Source organism: Pelomonas sp. SE-A7 (genome assembly GCF_030345705.1).
In the GTDB taxonomy this organism is placed as follows: Bacteria; Pseudomonadota; Gammaproteobacteria; order Burkholderiales; family Burkholderiaceae_C; genus JAUASW01.
The window spans coordinates 733203-752701 of sequence record NZ_JAUASW010000001.1 but is presented as its reverse complement, the minus strand read 5'-3'; the positions used below and the strand labels follow the sequence as shown (position 1 = coordinate 752701).

The following is a 19499-nucleotide window of genomic DNA, read 5'->3' as shown; positions in this document are numbered from 1 at the left end:
TCCTTGGGTTGTGGGGTCGGGCACGAAGCCGACTGCGCTAGTGTCGCAACAGATGGCCCAGTCCTTACACTGCCGCCAGCCATGAGTTCGCAAGACATCGCCACCGCCCTGGAAAAGCTGCGCCCGCAGCTGCTCCGTTTCGCCTCGCTGCAGCTGAGGAATGCCGCCTGGGCCGAGGACGCCGTCTCCGAAACCCTGCTGGCGGCCCTGGAAAAGCCCCAGGCCTTTGCCGGCCAGAGCCAGCTCAAGACCTGGCTGATCGGCATCCTCAAGCACAAGCTGGTGGACCAGATCCGCCGCAACAGCCGCGAGCTGTCCACCACCACCGAGGACGACGAACATCCGTTCGAGGACGACTTGTTCCGCTCCGACGGCCATTGGCGCGACATGCCGCAGGACTGGGGCGACGACCCCGAGCAAGCGCTGCGCCAGGTCGAGTTCATCAAAGTGCTGGAGGCCTGCGTGGACAAGCTGCCGGGCCAGCAGGGCCGGCTGTTCATGATGCGCGAATGGCTGGAGCTGGAGACCGACGAGATCTGTAAGACCTTGGGCGTCAGCTCGACCAATCTGTGGGTGATGCTGCACCGGGCCCGGCTCCGGCTGCGCGAATGCCTGGAGCTGAACTGGTTCAGCGCGACCGAAAGAAAGATGAAGGCGTGACCCTCAAGAGAACTTGCAAGCAGGTCAGCGGTCTGGTGCTCAGCGCCGAAGACCAACGCCTGCCATTGAAGGAACGCCTGGCCGTGCGCCTGCATCTGTGGGCCTGCACGGCCTGCACCCGTTTCGTCGGCCAGGTGGCCCTGATGCGCAAGGCCACGGCCCGCTGGCGCGGCTACAGCGAAGACTCCTCGGCCGACTGAGCCCCATAGCCGCCACCGCCCGGCGTCCGGATGCAGATCAGGTCGCCGGCCTGCAGTGCCACCGAGCCCAGGTGGCCCAGCGGCTCTACGCTGCCGTCTGCCCGTTCGACCCAGTTGCGGCCCGGCGCGCCGGCGTCGCCACCGGCCAGGCCGAAGGCCGGTACCAGGCGCCCATTGCTGAGGATGCTCACCGTCATCGGTTCCAGGAAGCGCAGCCGGCGCAGGCCGCCGTCACCGCCCGGCCAACGACCGGCTCCGCCGCTGCCGGCCACGATCTCGTAGGACTCCAGCCGCACCGGGAAGCGGAACTCCAGCACCTCGGGGTCGGTCAGCCGCGAATTGGTCATGTGGGTCTGGACCACCGAACAGCCGGCGAAGCCCTGCCCCGCGCCTGAGCCGCCGGAGATGGTCTCGTAGTACTGGTGGCGCTCGTTGCCGAAGCTCAGGTTGTTCATGGTGCTGGGAGCCGAGGCCATCACGCCCAGCGCACCATACAGAGCATTGGTGATCGCGCTCGAGGTCTCGACATTGCCGGCCACCACCGCCGCGGGCGGCCGTGGATTCAAGAGCGAGCCCTCGGGCACGGTGATGCGCAGCGGCCGCAGGCAGCCGGCATTGAGCGGTATGTCGTCATCGACCAGGCTGCGGAACACATAGAGCACGGCCGCCGTCGTCACCGAGCGCGGTGCGTTGAAGTTGTTGCTCTGCTGCTCGCTGGTGCCCGTGAAGTCGATCTCCGCCGAGCGCGTCTCGGCATCGACCCGCACCCTCACCTCGATGGCCGCACCGTTGTCCAGGCGCTGGACGAAATGCCCATCGCCCAGCCGGCCCAGCGCGCGACGCACCGCGGCCTCGGCGTTGGCCTGCACATGGCCCATGTAGGCGCGCACCTGGCCCAGGCCTTGCTCGGCCACCAACTCCAGCAGGTCGCGCAGGCCCTTCTCGTTGGCGGCAATCTGGGCTCGCAGGTCCGCGACGTTCTGGTCGGGCTGGCGTGCCGGCCAGGGGCCCGAGGCCAGCTGCGCCCGCAGCTCGGCCTCGCACAGCTGGCCGGCGCGGCACAGCAGGACGTTGTCGAAGCGCACGCCCTCCTCTTCGATGCTGCTCGAGAACGGCGGCATCGAGCCCGGCGTGATGCCGCCTATGTCGGCATGGTGGCCGCGCGAGGCGACGAAGAACTCGGGCTTGTCGCCGCCCTCCAGATAGACCGGGGTCACCACCGTCATATCCGGCAGGTGGGTGCCACCGCTGTAGGGATCGTTGAGAAGGTAGACGTCGCCCGGCCGCATCGCCGGGTTGCGCGCCATCACCGTGCGTATCGAGTCGCTCATCGAGCCCAGGTGCACCGGCATGTGCGGAGCATTGGCGATCAGGGCGCCCTCGGCATCGAACAGCGCGCAGGAGAAATCCAGCCGTTCCTTGATATTGACCGAGTGGGCCGTGTTCTGCAGCCGCAGGCCCATCTGCTCGGCGATGGCCATGAAGCGGCGGTTGTAGAGCTCCAGCCGCACCGGGTCGGCCGCGGTGTCGCCTTCGCTGCTATCTCGCCGGCGCGCCTCTATTCGGCTCAGGCGCAGGCAGCCGTCGGCCTCGACCCGGGCCTGCCAGGCCGGTTCCAGCACGGTGCAGGCGTTGGCCTCGGTGATCAGGGCCGGCCCGGCCACCGTGGCACCGGGACGCAGCGCTTTGCGGCTATGGAGGGCGGCCGGTAGCCAGCGGCCGTCGGCATGCAGCTGCACCGCCTGCTCCGCTTCCGGTTGATAGCTGGGTCCGGCATCGCTACTCGCCGGCAGCGCCGTGCCGGCCACCAGCAGCCGCACCGAAGCCGATTCGATGACCAGGGGCCGGTCGGGCATCAGCAAGGCGAAGCGCTGGCGGTAGGCCTGTTCGAAAGCAGCGTGCAGCTCCGCTAGCGAGGGCTGCATGGCGCAAGCCAGCGACAGGGCCGTATCACTGCCGCGGTAGCGCAGTTGCAGGCTGGCCTCGACGCGGTTTTCCTCGCCGTCCAGATCCTCCCGGGCCGCGGCAGCCAGTTCGGCCAGGCAGGCCTCGGCGGCGGCCAGGCCGGCTGCATCGAAGTCCAGCTCCAGCGCCCGCTGGCGCGAGCTGCCGCGCTCGGCCAGGCCCATGCCGTAGGCGCTCAAGAGGCCGGCCAGCGGATGGATCAGCACCTGGTCCATGCCCAATGCATCGGCCACCTGGCAGGCATGCTGGCCGCCGGCGCCGCCGAAGCACTGCAGGGTGTAGAGCGAAAGGTCGTGGCCACGCGCCACCGAGATCTTGCGGATTGCATGGGCCATGTGGGCCACGGCGATCTGCAGCGCACCGGCCGCTGCTGCCTCGGCCGAAGCCAGGCCCGCCTCGGCGGCCAGCTGGGCAAAGCGCTCGACGACCACGCCGCGGTCCAGCAGCTGGTCGCCCGCCGGCCCGAACAGCGCCGGGAAATGCTCGGGCGACAAGCGCCCCAGCAGCAGGTTCGCATCGGTCACGGTCAACGGCCCGCCGCGGCGATAGCAGGCCGGGCCGGGGTTGGCGCCGGCGCTCTCGGGACCCACGCGCAAGCGCTCGCCGTCGAAGCGAACGATGGAGCCACCGCCGGCCGCCACCGTGTGGATGGCGAGCATGGGCACGCGCAGCCGCACGCCGGCCACCTCGGTCTCGAACTGGCGCTCCAGCTCGCCGGCATAGTGCGAGACGTCGGTCGAGGTGCCACCCATGTCGAAGCCGATCAGGCGGCTGCAGCCGGCGGCCTCGCCGGTCCTGGCCATGCCGACGATGCCGCCGGCCGGTCCGGACAGCACGGCATCCTTGCCCTGGAAGCGTGCCGCCTCGGCCAGGCCGCCGCCCGACTGCATGAACAGCAGCGGCACACCCGGCAGCTGCGCGGCCAGTCGGTCCACATAGCGCCGCAGCAACGGCGAGAGATAGGCATCGACTACCGTGGTGTCGCCACGCGAGACCAGCTTCATCAGCGGGCTTACCTCATGCGAGACCGAGACCTGCTCGAAGCCCATGCGGCGGGCCAGCGCGGCCGCCTGCCGTTCATGCTCGACATGCTTCCAGCCGTGCATGAAGACGATGGCACAGGCCCGCAGGCCAGTCTCAAGCGCGCCGCGCAGTCCGGTTTCCAGCGTCTGCAGATCCAGGGCCCGTACCGTCTCGCCATCGGCCGACGTTCGCTCATCGGCCTCGAGCACCTGGGCGTAGAGCTGCTCGGGCAGGACGATGTGGCGTTCGAAGATGCGAGGCCGCGCCTGGTAGGCGATGCGCAGCGCATCGCGGAAGCCGCGCGTCGTCACCAAGAGCAGCGGCTCGCCCTTGCGCTCCAACAGCGCGTTGGTCGCCACCGTCGTGCCCATGCGCACGCATTCCACCCGGTCTTCGGTGATGGGCTCACCCACTGCCAGGCCCAGCAGCCGGCGCATGCCTTCTATGGCCGCGTCCTCATAGAGCCCCGGCGCCTCGCTGAGCAGCTTGAGTGGCATCAAGCGCCCGTCCGGCGCGCGGCCTATGAGGTCGGTGAAGGTGCCGCCCCGGTCGATCCAGAACTGCCAGCGCCCCGGGGCCATGCCTTGCCTGGAATCCTGCACTTGTGCGTCCCTGTGTTGGTCCGGCGCCATTGTGGCGTCCGCGGCAGCGCACGGCCGTGTTCCTCCGGGGGCGACCCAGGGGCCTTTGCGCTTAGCATTCGGCTCTGCAACAAGAATGAAGTTCGCTGGAGACTCCGCATGTCCGATCCGTCCGCCTCGATTCCCTGGCCCCATGACACGGTCAGGTCCGATCTCGAGGAGCTCGGTGGTGGCGCGGCCCAGCCGCCGTTCTACTGGCCCACGCCGCCCTATGCGGCCTATCCGCAGCCGGCCGCCCAGCGCGCACCCGAGCCCTGCGAGATCCTGGGGCTGAACAACAGCCGCAACATGGGCTTCATGATCCGCTACTCGACCAGCGACCGCCTGGTGCAGATCAAGGTGCCTCCGGCCCGCGCGCCCATGCCGCTGAAGTTCAGCCAGTTCCGGGTGCTCAAGCTGATGGCGCCGCTGCCGGCCGCGCCGCGCGACCCGTCCGAGGCCCACAACCCGCTGTCGCTGGACCATCGGCCCCGCGCGCCATTCCGCCTGGTGTTCGCCGGCGGCGGCGACCTGAACGGCATCACCATCGGCCACCACCAGGACGGCCTGGGCCTGTTCCTGTTCGTGCCGCCCAATGAGGACACCGACGAGGTCCATCGCCTGTTCATTCCCCGTGAGGCGATTGCCAGTTTCGACATCGGCGAGCGCATCGGCGACCTGCTGGTGGACGCGCGCGCTGCCACGACCGAGCAGGTCGAGGCCGTGGCCCGTGAGCAGGAGAACCTGCGCGCGCGCAAGGTTGGCGAGATCCTGGTGGCCAAGCAGGTGGTCACCAGCGAGCAGTTGCTGCAGGCGGTGGAGCAGCAAGCCAAGATGCCCATGGTGCGCATCGGCGAGGCCCTGCTGGCCCTGGAACTGATCACGCCCGATCAGCTGGAAGACGCGCTGAGCACGCAGCGCCAGGACCGCTCGGTGCCGCTGGGCGAATTGCTGGTGCGCAAGCGCGTGGTCAACCGCCAGGCCCTGCAGTCGGCGCTGGCGCGCAAGATGGGCTACCCGCTGGTGGACGTGGAGCAGTTCCCGGTCGAACCCGAGGCGGTGCGCAAGCTGCCCTATGCCATCGCCAAGCGGCTGGAGATGATGCCGCTGATGATGCGCGACGGCCGGCTCATCGTCGCCATGGAAGACCCGACCCGGCGCGACGCCATCGACGAGGCCGAGTTCATCACCCAGGTCAAGGTCGTGCCCACGCTGGCCAAGGTCGGCACGCTGCAGTTCGCCCTGCCCGGCATCTATGACCGCTTCGGCGGCGATCAGGTGCCGCGCGGCGAGGTCAACCTGCCGAGCTTCCAGGCCGACTTCGAGCTGGACAACGCCGACAAGCTGATCGAGACGCTGGAGCGCGAGGGCATGGAGCGCGGCGGCGGCCGCGAGGACGAATCGCAGATCGAGCAGAGCGACAACTCGCTGGTGCGCCTGATCAACACCATGATCATCGAGGCGCATTCGCAGGGCGTGTCCGACATCCACATCGAGACCCACCCGGGCCGCGAGAAGCTCAAGATCCGCTTTCGCAAGGATGGCCATCTCAAGCCCTACCTCGAGCTGCCGCACACCTACCGCAATGCCGTGATCGCGCGCATCAAGATCATGTGCGACCTCGACATCTCCGAGCGCCGCAAGCCGCAGGACGGCAAGATCAACTTCGCCCGCTTCTCGGCCCAGCACCGCATCGAGCTGCGCGTGGCCACGATCCCGACCAACAACGGTCTCGAGGACGTGGTGATGCGCATCCTGTCGTCGGCCAAGCCGATTCCGCTGGCCAAGCTCGGGCTCACGCCCCCCAACCTCGCCAACCTCACCGACGCCATCGCACGGCCCTATGGCATGGTGCTGTGCGTGGGCCCGACCGGCTCCGGCAAGACCACCACGCTGCACTCGGCCCTGGCCCACATCAACACCTCGGAGCGCAAGATCTGGACCGCCGAGGATCCGATCGAAATCACCCAGAACGGCCTGCGCCAGGTTCAGGTCAACCCCAAGATCGATTGGACCTTCGCCAAGGCGCTGCGCGCGTTTCTGCGCGCCGACCCGGACGTGATCATGGTCGGCGAAATCCGCGACGAGGAGACCGCCCAGATCGCCATCGAGGCCTCGCTGACCGGCCACATGGTGATGTCCACGCTGCACACCAACAGCGCGGCCGAGACCGTGACCCGGCTGCTGGACATGGGCTGCGACCCGTTCAATTTCGCCGACTCGCTGCTGGCCGTGCTGGCCCAGCGCCTGGTGCGCCGGCTCTGCCCGAGCTGCCGCGTGGCCGAGCCGCTGAGCGAGGCCGACCAGCACGAATGGCTGGACGACTACCTGCATGTGTTCCCGGTGGACCACCGGCCCTCGCGCAGCGCGCTGCTGAAGGACTGGGTCGCCCATCACGCGGTCAACGGTCAGCTGCAGCATTTCCACAGCCCCGGCTGCGCCCAGTGCGAACACACCGGCTTCAAGGGCCGGGCCGGCCTGCACGAGCTGCTCAGTGTGTCGCGCAACATCCGCCGCCTGATCCAGACCGGCGCCCGCGCCGAGGAGATCCAGCACGCGGCCCTCGTCGAGGGCCTGCGCACGCTGCGCCAGGACGGCATCGTCAAGGTGCTGGCCGGCATCACCTCGATGGCCGAGGTCCGCGCGACGAGCAACACCTGACACCAGGCTTGCAAGCCCGGCTGGGACAAGCCCGGCTTGCAGCCTTCGGTGGCCATGGGCGATAGTCCAAGCTGCTTTTGGCAGCATGGAGTGTTCCGATGGCGCAAGCACAGGGTCTGCAAGGCACGGGCAACCAGCCGCGTGCGACGCTGGAGCTGCGTCATTCGCAAGACATCGCCAGCTCGCATGAGCGCTGCCAGGCCTTCGGCCTGAGCCCGGGTGACGAGCCCGACCTGACCCGCGTCAACGGCTCGGCCCTGCAAGACCTGCAGCACCGCAATGCCAGGCTCTGCGCCCAGGCCCTGCCGGTGATGGAGATGCTGTACGAGCAGCTGACCCATGCCCAGAGCATGGTGCTGCTGACCGACGCCAGCGGCGTCATCCTGCATGCGCTGGGCGACCCTGGCTTCCTGCAGCGCGCCCAGCATGTGGCACTGTCTCCCGGCGCGCTCTGGGCCGAGGCCGACAAGGGCACGAACGCGGTCGGCACGGCCCTGATGACAGAGGCGCCGACCCTGGTCCATGGCCAGGAGCATTTCCTGCGGGCCATGCATTTCCTGACCTGTTCGGCCGCGCCCATCTTCGACCACAAGGGCGCCCTGCTGGGCGTGATCGACGTCTCCGGCGACCGCCGCAGCTACCACCCGCACACGCTGGCCCTGGCCACCATGTCGGCCCGCCTGATCGAGGACCAGTGGTTCGCTGACCGCTTCCGCCACACGACCCGGCTGCATTTCCATACCGGCTTGGCCGGTCTGGGCACGCTCAAGGAAGGCCAGCTGGCCCTGGACGAGCAGGGCCAGGTGCTGGGGGCCAACCGCCGGGCGATGGAATTGCTGGGCCTGCCCGGCGCCGGCCTGCGCCGCGAGAACGTGGCCAGCCTGTTCGGCCAGTCTTTCGGCGAGCTGGTCGACCAGGCGGCCGGCGATGGACTGATCCAGCTTTGGCACGGCAGCAAGGGCCTGCAGGCCAAGCTGAGCCTGTCCATGGGCCAGTCGGTGGCGCTGCGCGGCCTGCCGTCGGAGCTGGTGATACGACCCTCGCCCGTCGAGCTGCCACGGCCGGTGGCAGCAGCCGCCAATCCCAGCTTCCACAACCTGCGCCAGACCGAGAGCCAGGCCATCCAGGCCGCAGTCCAGGCCAGCGGCGGCAACCTCTCGCTGGCCGCCCGTGCCCTGGGCATTGGCCGCAGCACGCTTTACCGCAAGCTGCGCGCCATGAACGGCTGAGCGAGCCGGCTTCTCAGCGGCGGCGGAAGGCTTCGGCGCCGGACAAAGTCTCGACTTCGTTGATGCCACCCACCAGCAGCACGCGTCCGTCGACCAGCAAGGTCGCCGAATGCTTTGAGCGCGGCGCCTGCAGGCCGCCGGCCGCCACCCAGCGCTGCTGGGCCGGCTCGTAGACCTCGGCCGAGCCCGCCGCATTGCCTATGCCACCTGAAGCGAGCAAGGCGCCGCCGGGCAGCAGGCTGGCCGCATGCAGCTGCCGGCCGTTGGCCATGGCCGGGCCGGCGCGCCAGCGGCGCGTCGCCGGATCGAAGAATTCGGTGGACGCCAGCACCTTGCTGGCATCGAAACCGCCGACCACGAAGACCGTGCCGTCCGGCATCAGGCTGGCCGTGTGGCTCCAGCGCACGCCCGACAGCTCGCCAGCGATCAGCCAGCGGTCGGCCTTGGCGTCATAGAGCTCGGCGCTGTTGTTGCCACCGCCGTCGCTGAGGCCGGCCACGGCCAGCACCAGGCCGTTGGCCAGCAGGGTCTGGGTGTGCATCTGACGACCTGAGCGCATGGAAGCCACCGGCGACCAGGCATCGCTGCGCGGGTCGTAGGCCACGCAGCTGTCGAAGGTGATCGTGTCTTCCAGGTCCTCGCCCACCGGGAAGCCAATGCCGCCGCACACCAGCACGCGCTTGTCGGGCAGCAGCGTGGCCTGGTGGTGCGAGCGGCGCACGGCCGGCAGCGAAGGCGTGGAGAACCAGGTGTTGGCCTGCGGGTCGAAGATCTCGACGCTGTCCAGGTACTGGCCGCCGTCGATGCCGCCGGCCACCAGCACCCGGCCATCGGCCAGCAGCGTGGCCGTGTGGTGGGCGCGGGCCGTGTTCATCGATTCCGAGGTGGCCCAGTGGCCGGTCTGCGGGTCGTAGATCTCGACGTCCTTGATGGCCTGCCCGCCGCTGCCGGTGCCGCCGGCCACCATCAGCAGGCCGTCGCGCAGCCGCGTGGCCGTGTGGCCTTCACGCGGCACGCGCATGGCCTCCTGGGGGGTGAAGCCCTGGGCCGAGGCCAGGCCGGCCAGGGCCCACAGGACCAGTGCATAGCAGCGGGCGAGCATGCTCATCTCTCCTGGCTGGCGCTCAGCGCGAGGAACGACGGCGCAGGCCCAGGGCGGCCAGGCCGCCGACCACCAGCAGCAGCGAGGCCGGTTCCGGCACCGCGCCAACGGTGACGCCGTTGGTGTCGGCCACCAGGGCATTGCCCCAGGCGTCGCTCAGCATGACGTTGGAGAAGCCGAGGCTGCTCGTGCCGCTGTGCAGGGTGTCGAAGCTCAGCGTGGCCAGCACGAAGCTGCTGTTCTGGAAGCTCAGGTTGTCCAGGAAGCTCAGTTCGAACAGGCGCACGCTGTTGCCAACCAGGCCGCTGCCCAGGTCGAAGGCCTCGACGCCGAGCTGGCCCAGACCATCGCCCAGGCTCAGCGAGGAAAAGGCCAGCTTGAGCGGATCGAAATCGATCATCAGGTCCATCGCGGCCAAGTCGTCGCTGGCGGCCAGGCCGTCGATGCGGACGTCCAGCTTCAGCGGCTGGCCCACGGTGACCGGGTTGCTGGAGGGCACCAGGCTGAGGGTCGAGGCCGAGGCGTCGAAGCTGGCGGCCAGCAGGGCCGCTGCGACCAGCAAGCCGGCAATCATCTTGTTCATCATGGTCTTGTGTCCTTGGAGGTTCATGGGGAGTTCGTTCATTGGGCGATGGCGCAGTTCGGCAGCGTGCACAGCAGGCTGAGCTTGCGCAGATCCAGCAGGCTCAGCTTGCCGTCGCCGTCCAGGTCGGCCGTGGCGGTGGCCGGCACCAGGTTGGCCAGCATCTGGTTCATCAGGTCCACGTCGCGGCTGTCGATCACGCCGTCGCCATTGAGGTCGCCATCGCGGCTAGGCGCCACGGCGAACTCGCCGCCGCGGTTGACCACGGCCCAGACGGTCTTGCTGGCATGGTCCACGCCATAGGTACCGAGGGCGTAGCTGGCCTTCCAGGGGCCTGCGACGAAGCGCGCCGTGCCGCCGAAGTTGCGCGTCACGGCCGGCACCCACTGGCCGTCCTCGTCCTTGTTCATCAGGGCCAGGGCGCCACGGGCGCTGTCCTCGTAGCGGACCGACAGCGCATAGCTGTCACCCTGCTCGCTGCCGATGGCGTTGTGCATGCCCCAGAGGGTCAGCACGTCGCTCTTGAGCTGAGGCGCATTGGCCTCGGCGCGCGGCGCCCAGCCGGTGTTGATGTCCTGCACGCCATAGCGGCCGTCGTACATCTTGGACGACTCGCCATTGCTGCCGCCCAGGATACTCATCGAGGTGCCGGCCCAGCCGGCGGCCTTGGGGCTGGCATCGGCCACGCCGACGAAACTGCCGCCGTGCGGTATCACGAATTCCTTGCCGATCAGGCTGTAGCCATAGGTCTCGCGCTTGACGAAGTTCAGCGTCGGCGTGGCGCGCAGGTCGCAGTCCTTGCCGGCACCCAGCGAGCCGCCGCAGCCGTTGTCGCTGGCGTAGTGGACGACGGTCAGGTTGGGGCCGTCTATGGTGGCGATGTAGTAGCCGACCGTGAACAGCTCCTGCGAGATCGGCGTCTCCTGGCGATTGGCGCCGTTGTAGGTCTGGTCGTTGGACGGGATGGTCGGGATGTAGAACTTGTAGCTGTCCGACGAGTGGATGATGTTCTGCACCGTGGCCGTGCCGTCGGGGCTCTTGACCAGGGCGCGGCTGAACAGGTGGTCGTGGCCGCTGAGGAAGTAGCGGGTGCCGGTGGCGGCCATGCCCTTGATCAGCTTGTTGCGCTCGGTCGGGCTGGACGAGGGGTTGGCGCCCAACAGGTTGTCGACATGGTTCTGGCCGATCAGCGGCTTGTGGGCGAACAGGAAGGCGTGGGTGTTGGCCGGCCGGTTCTGCAGTTGCTGCACGATCCAGTCGACCTGGTCCAGCGTGGCCGTGTTGGCGCTGGTGCCGGTGTTGTTGGTCCGGACGTACTGGTCGATGGCGATGAAGGTCGCATTGCCGTACTCGAACGCATAGGTCAGGCCGCCGAGGCCGGCCGGCGTGGCCGGGCTGCGGTGGCCGGTGGCACCGACCACGTTGGCACCCATGCCGCGGGTCTGCGGGAAGTTCTGCAGGAAGCGGTTGGCCGCGGCCAGCGAGGGCTCGTGGTTGCCTCGCACCGGATAGAAGCCGATGCCGTTGTTGTAGAGCTGTTGAGCGGCGGTGCTCCAGACGTCGAGGCCGGCATTGCTGCCGTTGTCGGTCAGGTCGCCGAACTGCAGCACGAACTTGACCTTGTGCTCGACGAACTTCGGCAGGATCTGGTTCATGATGCCCAGGGCGACGGTGCTGGGGTTGCGCACGGCGTCGTTGGTCGTCCACTGGGTGTCGGCCATGAAGCCGATCTTGACGGGTTCGGCCAGGGCCAGGCTCGAGGCCAGGGCCAGCGGGGCAAGCAGGAACTTGCCTGCGAAGGATTTGCAGGGGCTCATCATGTCTCCGGGGGGAATTGCGGGGCGGGTACGGCGGCGCCATTGGAGCGACGCACCGTGACGGCGCCGTGTCGGAGCGATGTCAGCGCGGTGGCCGACCTATGATCCGCATCCTGTAGCCCCCCACATCAAGGACATGAGCACTCCTCCCCCACGTCTGAGCAGCCTCTCGCACGGCGGCGGCTGCGGCTGCAAGATCGCGCCGGCCGTGCTGGCCGACATCCTCAAGCACAGCGGCAGCGGCGGCCTGGTGCCGCCCGAGCTGCTGGTGGGCATCGCCACCGCGGACGATGCAGCGGTCTACAAGCTCAACGACGAGCAGGCCCTGGTGGCGACCACCGATTTCTTCATGCCCATCGTCGACGACCCGTTCGACTTCGGCCGCATCGCCGCCACCAACGCGATCAGCGACGTCTACGCCATGGGCGGCAGTCCCATCCTGGCGCTGGCCCTGGTGGGCATGCCGGTCAACGTCCTGCCGGTCGAGACCATAGGCCGCATCCTGGCCGGTGGCCAGGCGGTCTGCGCCGCGGCCGGCATTCCGATTGCCGGCGGCCACACCATCGATTCGGTCGAGCCCATCTACGGCCTGGTGGTGCTGGGCCTGGTCCATCCGGACAAGGTCAAGCGCAATGCCGATGCCCAGGCCGGCGACGTGCTGGTGTTGGGCAAGCCGCTGGGCGTGGGCGTGCTGTCGGCGGCGCTGAAGAAAGAGAAGCTGGACGCCGCCGGCTACGAGCAGATGATTGCCAGCACCACGCGGCTGAACACACCGGGGCCGGACCTGGCGGCCTTGAGCGGCGTGCATGCGCTGACCGACGTCACCGGCTTCGGCCTGGCCGGCCATGGCCTGGAGCTGGCGCGCGGCGCCGGCCTCGCGGTCGAGATCGAATGGTCGAGCGTGCCGTTGCTGCCTGGCGTCCGCGAGCTGGCGGCACAGGGCTTCATCACCGGTGCTTCCAACCGCAACTGGGCCTCCTACGGCCGCGAGATCGAGCTGCCACCGGGATTCGCCGACGTGGACCGTGCCCTGCTGACCGACCCGCAGACCAGCGGTGGCCTGCTGGTCAGCTGCAGCGAGGCTGCTCTGCCCGCGGTGCTCGAGGTGTTCCGCCGCCATGGCTTCGTGCAGGCGGCCACGGTGGGCCGGGTCGGCACCGGAAAAGCAGGCCTGGCTGTCCGCTGATCGTCAATTGCACCTTGGTGCAGGTCGAACTGACCCGTAGCCGCGACAGATTCCGGGGGGTTCCCCAGGATGCTGCTGCACAATCGATTCACCTCGACGCAAGACAGGAGACAAGGCGATGACGCATTCGGTGCTGGTCGTCGACGACAGCCGGGCCGCGCGGATGATGATCTGCGGCTGGCTCAAGCAGGAACTGCCCGATTGGGGCATCTATGACTGCGGCGGCGGCGACGAAGCCCTGGCCCTGTTGGAGGGCGCGGTCTTCGACGTGATCTCCATCGACTTCAACATGCCGACCATGGACGGCCTGACCCTGGCCGAGAAGCTGCGCGAGGCGCGCTGCACTTCCAAGCTGGTCATGTACACGGCCAACATCCAGGAGAGCATCCGCCAGCGCGCCGAATGGCTGGATGTGCGCCTGGTCCGCAAGATGGGCACGCGCGACTCGGTCGTGGCCCTGGCCGAGGCCATCAGGGCCTCGCTCGCATCATGATCGGCGCCCAGCTGGACGAACTCGAGGCCGATGCGCTGGCAGAGGTCTTCAACGTCTCGGTCGCCGATGCGGCCAACCTGCTCGGCGGCCTGATGAACGAGCCGGTGGGCCTGTCGGTGCCCAAGGTCGAGTTGATGCCCATGGACCAAGCGATGCTGGAGTTCGCCCGGCTGACCGACGACCGGGTTTGCCTGGTGTCCCAGCATTGCCAGGGCCTGTTCACCACCGAGGCCCTGCTGCTGTTCACCGAGGCCGGCAGCCTGGAGATGGTGCGCTCGCTGATGTCGCCGCACCTGCCCATCGACAGCTTCGACGACCTCGGCCAGGAGACCATGGCCGAGATCGGCAACATCCTGCTCAACACCTGCACCGGCGCCATCTCCAACCTGTTCGGCGCCGAGCTGGCCACCGACGTGCCCCTGGTCAAGGTCGGCAGCCTGCAGGACGTGTTCGCCGAGCTGCTGCTCAACAGCGAAACACTGAAGGTGCTGTTCATCAGCATCGACCTGCAGCTCACCCAGCGCCAGATCCATGGGCAGGTGGCCTACCTGCTGGACGTGCCCTCGCTGGACGTCCTGAGACACAGCATCACTCGCGTCCTGGCCAGCGCCTCACCATGAGCATAGGACCCATCGCCTCGTCGCTGACCGGAGCCCTGCTGGACGGGCTCAGCGTCGGGATCGTGGTTCTGGACCGGGACAAGCAGGTGCTGCACTGGAACGCCTGGATGGCGCGCAGCTCGGCCATCCCCAGCGCACAGGCCCTGGGCCAGCCGCTGAACCTGCTGCTGCCCGAGCTGCAGCACAGCTTCCTGGCGCGCAGCATTGATTCAGCCTTGCAGCACGGCCGCTCCGCCGTGCTCTCGCAGGCCCTGCACAAGACCCTGCTGCCGCTGAGCCGGCGCATTGGCGACCAGGTCGAGGACATCCAGCAGTCGGTGCAGGTGCGACCGCTGCTGCTGGACGGCGGCGAGCGCGGCTGCCTGATCCAGGTGATCGACGTCAGCCAGTCCTGGCGGCGCGAGAAGCTGTTGCTGGCCAGCGAGCAGCGGCTGCGCGCCCTGCTGGGCCACCTGCCCCAGAAGATCTGCTACCGCGACGGCAGCGACCACTGGCTGGAGGCCAACCCGCGCTGGCTGGCCTGGTGCGGCCTGGCCAATTTCCACTACCGCGGCCTGGACGATGCGCAGATCGCCAAGCAGCGTCCGGCCTGCGCGCTGCAGCTGCACCGCATCGCGGAATGGTCCGAAGCGGCCTGGCAGTCCCGCGATCCGCAGGAGCATGAGCTTGAGCTGCAGGTCCAGGGCGAATCGCGCTGCTACCACGTGCTGCTGGTGCCGGCTTTCGAGCAGGATGGTCGACGCAAGAGCCTGCTGGTGATCGTGCGCGACATCAGCGAAGTCAAGGCCAAGGAGGCCCGCATCCGCCAGCTGGCCGAGACCGATGCGCTGACCGGCCTGGCCAACCGCAATGTCTTGCAGGACCGGCTGACGCAGCAGATCGAGCAGTCCGACGAGCGCCACCAGGTCTTCGGCCTGCTGTTCGTCGACCTGGACGGCTTCAAGGGCATCAACGACCAGTTCGGCCACGAGGCCGGCGACCGGCTGCTGCGCGCCGTGGCCCAGCGCATGCAGGCACGGCTGCGGGCCAGCGACACGCTGTGCCGTTGGGGCGGCGACGAATTCGTGGTGCTGATGTCGGCCGGCAGCCAGGCCGAGGCCGTGGCCCGTGTGGCCCAGCAGCTGATCGGCGTGATTGCGACCCCGGTCCAGCTGGACGACGGGGGCAGCCAGGGCTCGGTCGGCGCCAGCATTGGCGTGGCCGTCTATCCGCACCACGGCCGCTCGGCTGCCGCGCTGCTGCAGGCCGCCGACGCTGCCATGTACCGCGCCAAGACCGAGGGCAAGAGCCGCTACGCGCTGGCCGAAGAGGCGTCGTCGGACTGAGGCGGCAGCAGGCCCAGCAGCGCCTCGGCCATGCGCCCGGCAGCGCCGCGATGGGCCGCGGCAAATCCTTCGGCCCGGGCGGCCATGCTTTCGCGCCGGCCGCGGTCGGCCAGCAAGGCGCAGCCCTGGGCCAGCGCCTGGTCCAGGTCGACCACCCGCAGCGCGGCCCCGGCCTCCAGGGCCAGTTCGGCAGCCTGGGCGAAGTTGAAGGTGTGCGGGCCCATCAGCAGCGGACAGCCGCAGGCCGCCGCCTCGATCAGGTTCTGGCCGCCCAGCGGCAGGAAGCTGCCACCCAGCAGGGCCGCATCGGCCAGGCCGTAGTACAGCGGCATTTCGCGCAGGCTGTCGCCCAGCCAGGCCTCGGCCTGCAGCGCAGCGGCGTCAGGCGCATCGCCAAAGCTGCTGCGGCGGGCCAGCTTGAGGCCGGCCGCTTCGACCAGGCTCGCGACTTCATCGAAGCGCTGCGGATGGCGCGGCACGACCAGCAGCAGCGGTCGTTGGGCGGCAGGCAGGCGAGACCAGGCCTGCAGCAGCAGGCTCTCCTCACCCTCGCGGCTGACCGCAAACAGCAGCACCGGTCGCCCCAGCTGCGCCCGCCATTGCCGGCCGCGCGCCAGCAGGCCTTCGTCGGGATGTAGGTCGAACTTCAGATTGCCGCAGACCCGCACCTCGGCCACACCGCTGTCGCGCAGCCGCCTGGCATCGGCCTCGGTCTGGGCAAGCGCCAGGCTCAAGGCCCGCGCCGCCGGTTCCATCAGCCAGCGCAAACGGCGGCCCTGGCGGAAGCTCTTCTCCGACAACCGCGCATTGGCCAGCACCAGCGGCACGCCGGCCTGCGAGGCCTCGTGCTGCAGCGCCGGCCAGATCTCGGTTTCCATCAGCACGCCCAGGCTGGGCTGCCAATGGCGCAGGAAACGGCGCACCGCTCCCGGCGTGTCATAGGGCAGCCAGGATTGGGCATCACCGTCCCGTAGCAAGGCCTTGCCAGCCTCGCGGCCGGTCGCTGTGCCGTGAGTCAGAAGCAGTCGGACTCTCGGCCGCTGCTGCCGCAGCGCCTCGACCAGGGCCCGGGCCGCCAGCGTTTCGCCCAGCGAGACCGCATGGATCCAGACCCGGCCGGGCTCGGCCGTTCCCGGATGCAGGCCCAGGCGCTCGCCCAGATGCTGCCGGTAGGCCGGCTCGGCCGCACCGCGCCGCCAAAGCCGCAGCAGGTACAGCGGCGTGGCCAGCCGCAGAAGGCTCGCGTAGAGCCAGCGGCTGATCGCTTCTTTCAATGGCCCGCCGCGAAGACGGCGTCGGGCTTGACGCGCTTGAGCTGGGCCACGACGTCATGCTGGATGCGCTCCAGCGCCTCCTTCGTATGGCCCTCGAAGCGCAGCACCAGCACCGGCGTCGTGTTGGACGGGCGCACCAGGCCGAAGCCGTCGGCATATTCGACCCGCAGGCCGTCGATGGTGACCACTTCCAGCGCACCCGGGAACTCGGCGATCTGCTTGAGCTGCTTGACCACCTCGTGGTGCTCGCCTTCCGCGCAGGGCACGTTGATCTCGGGCGTGGCGAAGCTGTCCGGCAGGCCATTCAGCACGGCGCTCGGGTCCTCGTAGCGCGACAGGATTTCCAGCATGCGGCCGGCCGTGTACATGGCATCGTCGAAGCCGTACCAGCGTTCGTTGAAGAAGATATGGCCCGACAGCTCGCCGGCCAGGGGCGCGCCGGTCTCCTTCAGCTTGGCCTTGGCCAGCGAATGGCCGGTCAGCCACATGGTCGGCCTGCCGCCATGCTCGCGGATCCAGGGCGCCAGGCGCTGGGTGCACTTGACGTCAAAGATGATCTCGGCCCCCTTGTTGCGCTTCAGGATGTCGGCGGCCAGCAGCATGATCTGGCGGTCCGGCATGATCATCTGGCCGTCCTTGGTGACGATGCCGAGGCGGTCGCCGTCACCGTCGAAGGCCAGGCCCAGCTCGGCGTCGCAGGCATGGACGATGCGCTTCAGGTCCTCGAGGTTCTCGGGACGCGACGGGTCCGGATGGTGGTTGGGGAAGTCGCCATCGACCTTGGAGTAGATGTCGATCACCTCGCAGCCCAGCGCACGCAGGATGGCCGGGGCGGTGGCGCCGGGAATGCCGTTGCCGCTGTCGACCACGATCTTCATCTTGCGGGCCAGCTTGCAGTCCGAAACGATGCGGTGCTGGTACTCGGCCTCGATGTCCATGCGGGCGACCCGGCCCTTGCCCTTGGCATAGTCCTCGGCCTCGATGCGGCGCCGGATGCCCTGGATCTGCTCGCCGTAGACGGCGGCGCCGCCCAGCACCATCTTGAAGCCGTTGTAGTCCTTGGGGTTGTGGCTGCCGGTCACCTGGATGCCGGAATTGCAGCCATGCTTGATGCGGGTGGCGGCCACGTAGTACAGCATCGGCGTCGTCACGGCGCCGATGTCCACCACGTCCAGGCCGGTCGAGGCCAGGCCGCGGATCAGCGCGGCCACCAGGGAGGGGCCCGACAGGCGTCCGTCCCGGCCGACCACGACCGCCTTCTCGCCAATCTTCCTGGCCTCGGTGCCGAAGGCCCGGCCCAGGTGCTCGGCCATCTCCTCGTTCAGGCTCTGGCCGACGACGCCGCGGATGTCATAGGCCTTGAAGGCGGATGCTTGCACTTGCATGGAAGGTCTTCCTCGTAGGGGTCAACAGCTGGAATGGCGGCGATTGTAGGCAGGGACCCCGGGCCTCCCTGTGCTCCTGCCGTAACCGACCGGCCCCTCGCGTCGTCGATTCGCGCCGACCCTGGACCGGCCACGGCCTTGGGCCTGGCCGTCCGGCGCCGCCTGCCTACACTGCCGGGCATGAGATCCCCCTGGAGAGCCCAGCTCCGAACCGCCTGGCGCGATTTCTGGCGCCTCAAGAAACACCGGCAGGAGCCCTGGTGGATGGGCCTGCTGCTGAATGCCAGCGTGGGCGCCCTGGTCGGCCTCAGCTTCGTGCTGCTGGCCGCCCTGTTCTCGGGCAATCTGCTGGACACCTCGTTCTGGCGGCCCAGCCTGGTGCTGTCCATGCAGCTGGGCACCGTCATCGCCCTGCTGAGCCACGCCGGACTGCGCCTGCTGGAACACCTGCTGTCCGAGGAACGGCTGCAGGCGATCAACGAGGGCACGGGGCGCGCAAGCCTGCTGGTCTTCGTGGGCCTGCCCACCCTTTGCAGCGCCCTGGGCCTGGTGCTGATCGACACCCTGCTGCGCTGGCAGCGCCTGGGCGTGCCGGTGGCGCCACGGATTCCAAACGTCGGCACGCTGATCACTTTCCTGTTCTGCGGTGCCCTGTTCTCCCTGCTGAGCTTCTGGCGGCTGCGCGCCCAGCTCAAGGCCCAGCGCACCCGCGAGCAGGTCACCGAGGCCCAGCTGCGGCTGCTGCAGGCCCAGATCGAGCCGCATTTCCTGTTCAACACACTGGCCAACGTCGAGGGCCTGATCGACTACGAGCCCCGCCAGGCGCGGCAGATGCTGAACGCCTTCACCGACTACCTGCGCGCCAGCCTGCAGCAGATGCGGGCCCAGGACGTGAGCCTGGGCCAGGAGCTGGACCTGGTGCAAAGCTACCTGACGGTGATGCAGTGCCGCATGGGCGAGCGGCTGCGCACCCGGACCGAGGTGCCCGAGGCCCTGCTTGCAGCACGCATTCCGCCGTTGCTGCTGCAGCCGCTGATAGAGAACGCCCTGCACCATGGCCTGGAGCCCAAGGTCCAGGGCGGGCTGCTGCAGCTGCGGGCCCGGCCCGAGGGCGCCGGCCTGGTGCTCGAGATCGTGGACGACGGCGTCGGCCTGCGCCACAGCCACGCCCACCCGCGCCGAGGCAACGGTGTGGCCTTGCGCAACATCCGCGAGCGTCTGACGGCGGCCTACGGCCCCAAGGCCCAGCTGCTCTTGGAGGAAGCCGCCGGCGGTGGCACCTGCGTGCAGCTGCGACTCCCTGCGCTGCAACCGCTGCGGCACCCGGCCCCCGGCCCCTTTGTCACGACCTGATGC

The 19499-nt window shown here is 68.9% G+C and carries 15 protein-coding genes; 9 read left to right on the top strand and 6 right to left on the bottom strand.

Features of this window, described 5'->3' with window-relative positions; translation table 11 throughout:
- The first annotated feature begins 81 nt into the window (after positions 1–81).
- Positions 82–660 carry a sigma-70 family RNA polymerase sigma factor gene (locus QT382_RS03315; protein ID WP_289252621.1) on the top strand — a complete coding sequence of 193 codons (579 nt, stop codon included), beginning with the start codon at positions 82–84 and terminating at the stop codon, positions 658–660.
- Positions 657–860, top strand: coding sequence for an anti-sigma factor family protein (locus tag QT382_RS03310; RefSeq protein ID WP_289252620.1), 204 nt, complete (start codon positions 657–659; stop codon positions 858–860). The genes QT382_RS03315 and QT382_RS03310 overlap by 4 nt, the downstream gene beginning before the upstream one ends.
- Here QT382_RS03310 and QT382_RS03305 read toward each other — a convergent pair.
- Positions 833–4429 (bottom strand): hydantoinase B/oxoprolinase family protein, encoded by a 3597-nt coding sequence (locus QT382_RS03305; protein ID WP_289252619.1) that lies wholly within the window; start codon positions 4427–4429, stop codon positions 833–835. The two genes, QT382_RS03310 and QT382_RS03305, sit on opposite strands and share 28 nt — an antisense overlap.
- An 810-nt stretch (positions 4430–5239) precedes the next feature.
- On the opposite strand from QT382_RS03305, the gene QT382_RS03300 reads away from it, so the two are divergent.
- Positions 5240–7129: a GspE/PulE family protein gene (locus QT382_RS03300; RefSeq protein ID WP_289254678.1), complete on the top strand. Its 1890-nt coding sequence runs from the start codon at positions 5240–5242 to the stop codon at positions 7127–7129.
- A 98-nt stretch (positions 7130–7227) separates the two neighbouring features.
- Entirely contained in the window at positions 7228–8358 is a 1131-nt protein-coding gene (locus QT382_RS03295; protein WP_289252618.1) for a sigma-54-dependent Fis family transcriptional regulator, read from the top strand.
- Positions 8359–8371: 13 nt separating this feature from the next.
- On the opposite strand, the gene QT382_RS03290 is transcribed toward QT382_RS03295, so the two are convergent.
- The 3 genes from QT382_RS03290 to QT382_RS03280 are packed head-to-tail and all read right to left on the bottom strand — an operon-like array spanning position 8372 to position 11860.
- A complete protein-coding gene (locus QT382_RS03290; protein WP_289252617.1) occupies positions 8372–9460 on the bottom strand; it encodes a Kelch repeat-containing protein in 1089 nt (362 codons plus the stop codon).
- A gap of 22 nt (positions 9461–9482) precedes the next feature.
- Entirely contained in the window at positions 9483–10070 is a 588-nt protein-coding gene (locus QT382_RS03285) for a PEP-CTERM sorting domain-containing protein (protein WP_289252616.1), read from the bottom strand.
- Between the two features lie 11 nt (positions 10071–10081).
- A complete protein-coding gene (locus tag QT382_RS03280; protein WP_289252615.1) occupies positions 10082–11860 on the bottom strand; it encodes a metallophosphoesterase in 1779 nt (592 codons plus the stop codon).
- Between the two features lie 136 nt (positions 11861–11996).
- Here QT382_RS03280 and selD point away from each other — a divergent pair, with 136 nt between their 5' ends.
- The 4 genes from selD (at position 11997) to QT382_RS03260 (ending at position 15484) form a co-directional block, all read left to right on the top strand.
- Positions 11997–13046, top strand: coding sequence for a selenide, water dikinase SelD (gene selD / locus QT382_RS03275; RefSeq protein WP_289252614.1), 1050 nt, complete (start codon positions 11997–11999; stop codon positions 13044–13046).
- 118 nt (positions 13047–13164) lie between these two features.
- Entirely contained in the window at positions 13165–13539 is a 375-nt protein-coding gene (locus tag QT382_RS03270) for a response regulator transcription factor (protein ID WP_289252613.1), read from the top strand.
- Positions 13536–14159 (top strand): chemotaxis protein CheC, encoded by a 624-nt coding sequence (locus QT382_RS03265; RefSeq protein WP_289252612.1) that lies wholly within the window; start codon positions 13536–13538, stop codon positions 14157–14159. Before QT382_RS03270 ends, QT382_RS03265 begins: the two co-directional genes overlap by 4 nt.
- Positions 14156–15484, top strand: a complete 1329-nt coding sequence (locus QT382_RS03260; protein WP_289252611.1) for a diguanylate cyclase domain-containing protein — start codon at positions 14156–14158, stop codon at positions 15482–15484. The genes QT382_RS03265 and QT382_RS03260 overlap by 4 nt, the downstream gene beginning before the upstream one ends.
- Here the strand turns inward: QT382_RS03260 and QT382_RS03255 are convergent.
- Together QT382_RS03255 and QT382_RS03250 are read right to left on the bottom strand one after the other, a co-directional pair.
- Positions 15451–16758, bottom strand: coding sequence for a 3-deoxy-D-manno-octulosonic acid transferase (locus QT382_RS03255; protein WP_289252610.1), 1308 nt, complete (start codon positions 16756–16758; stop codon positions 15451–15453). The two genes, QT382_RS03260 and QT382_RS03255, sit on opposite strands and share 34 nt — an antisense overlap.
- The gene (locus QT382_RS03250) at positions 16755–18143 is read right to left on the bottom strand and encodes a phosphomannomutase/phosphoglucomutase (protein WP_289252609.1); all 1389 of its coding nucleotides are present in this window, start codon (positions 18141–18143) and stop codon (positions 16755–16757) included. Before QT382_RS03250 ends, QT382_RS03255 begins: the two co-directional genes overlap by 4 nt.
- 180 nt (positions 18144–18323) lie before the next feature.
- On the opposite strand from QT382_RS03250, the gene QT382_RS03245 reads away from it, so the two are divergent.
- On the top strand, positions 18324–19496 hold the full coding sequence (locus QT382_RS03245; RefSeq protein ID WP_289252608.1) for a sensor histidine kinase: 1173 nt from the start codon (positions 18324–18326) through the stop codon (positions 19494–19496).
- The last annotated feature ends 3 nt before the right edge of the window (positions 19497–19499 follow it).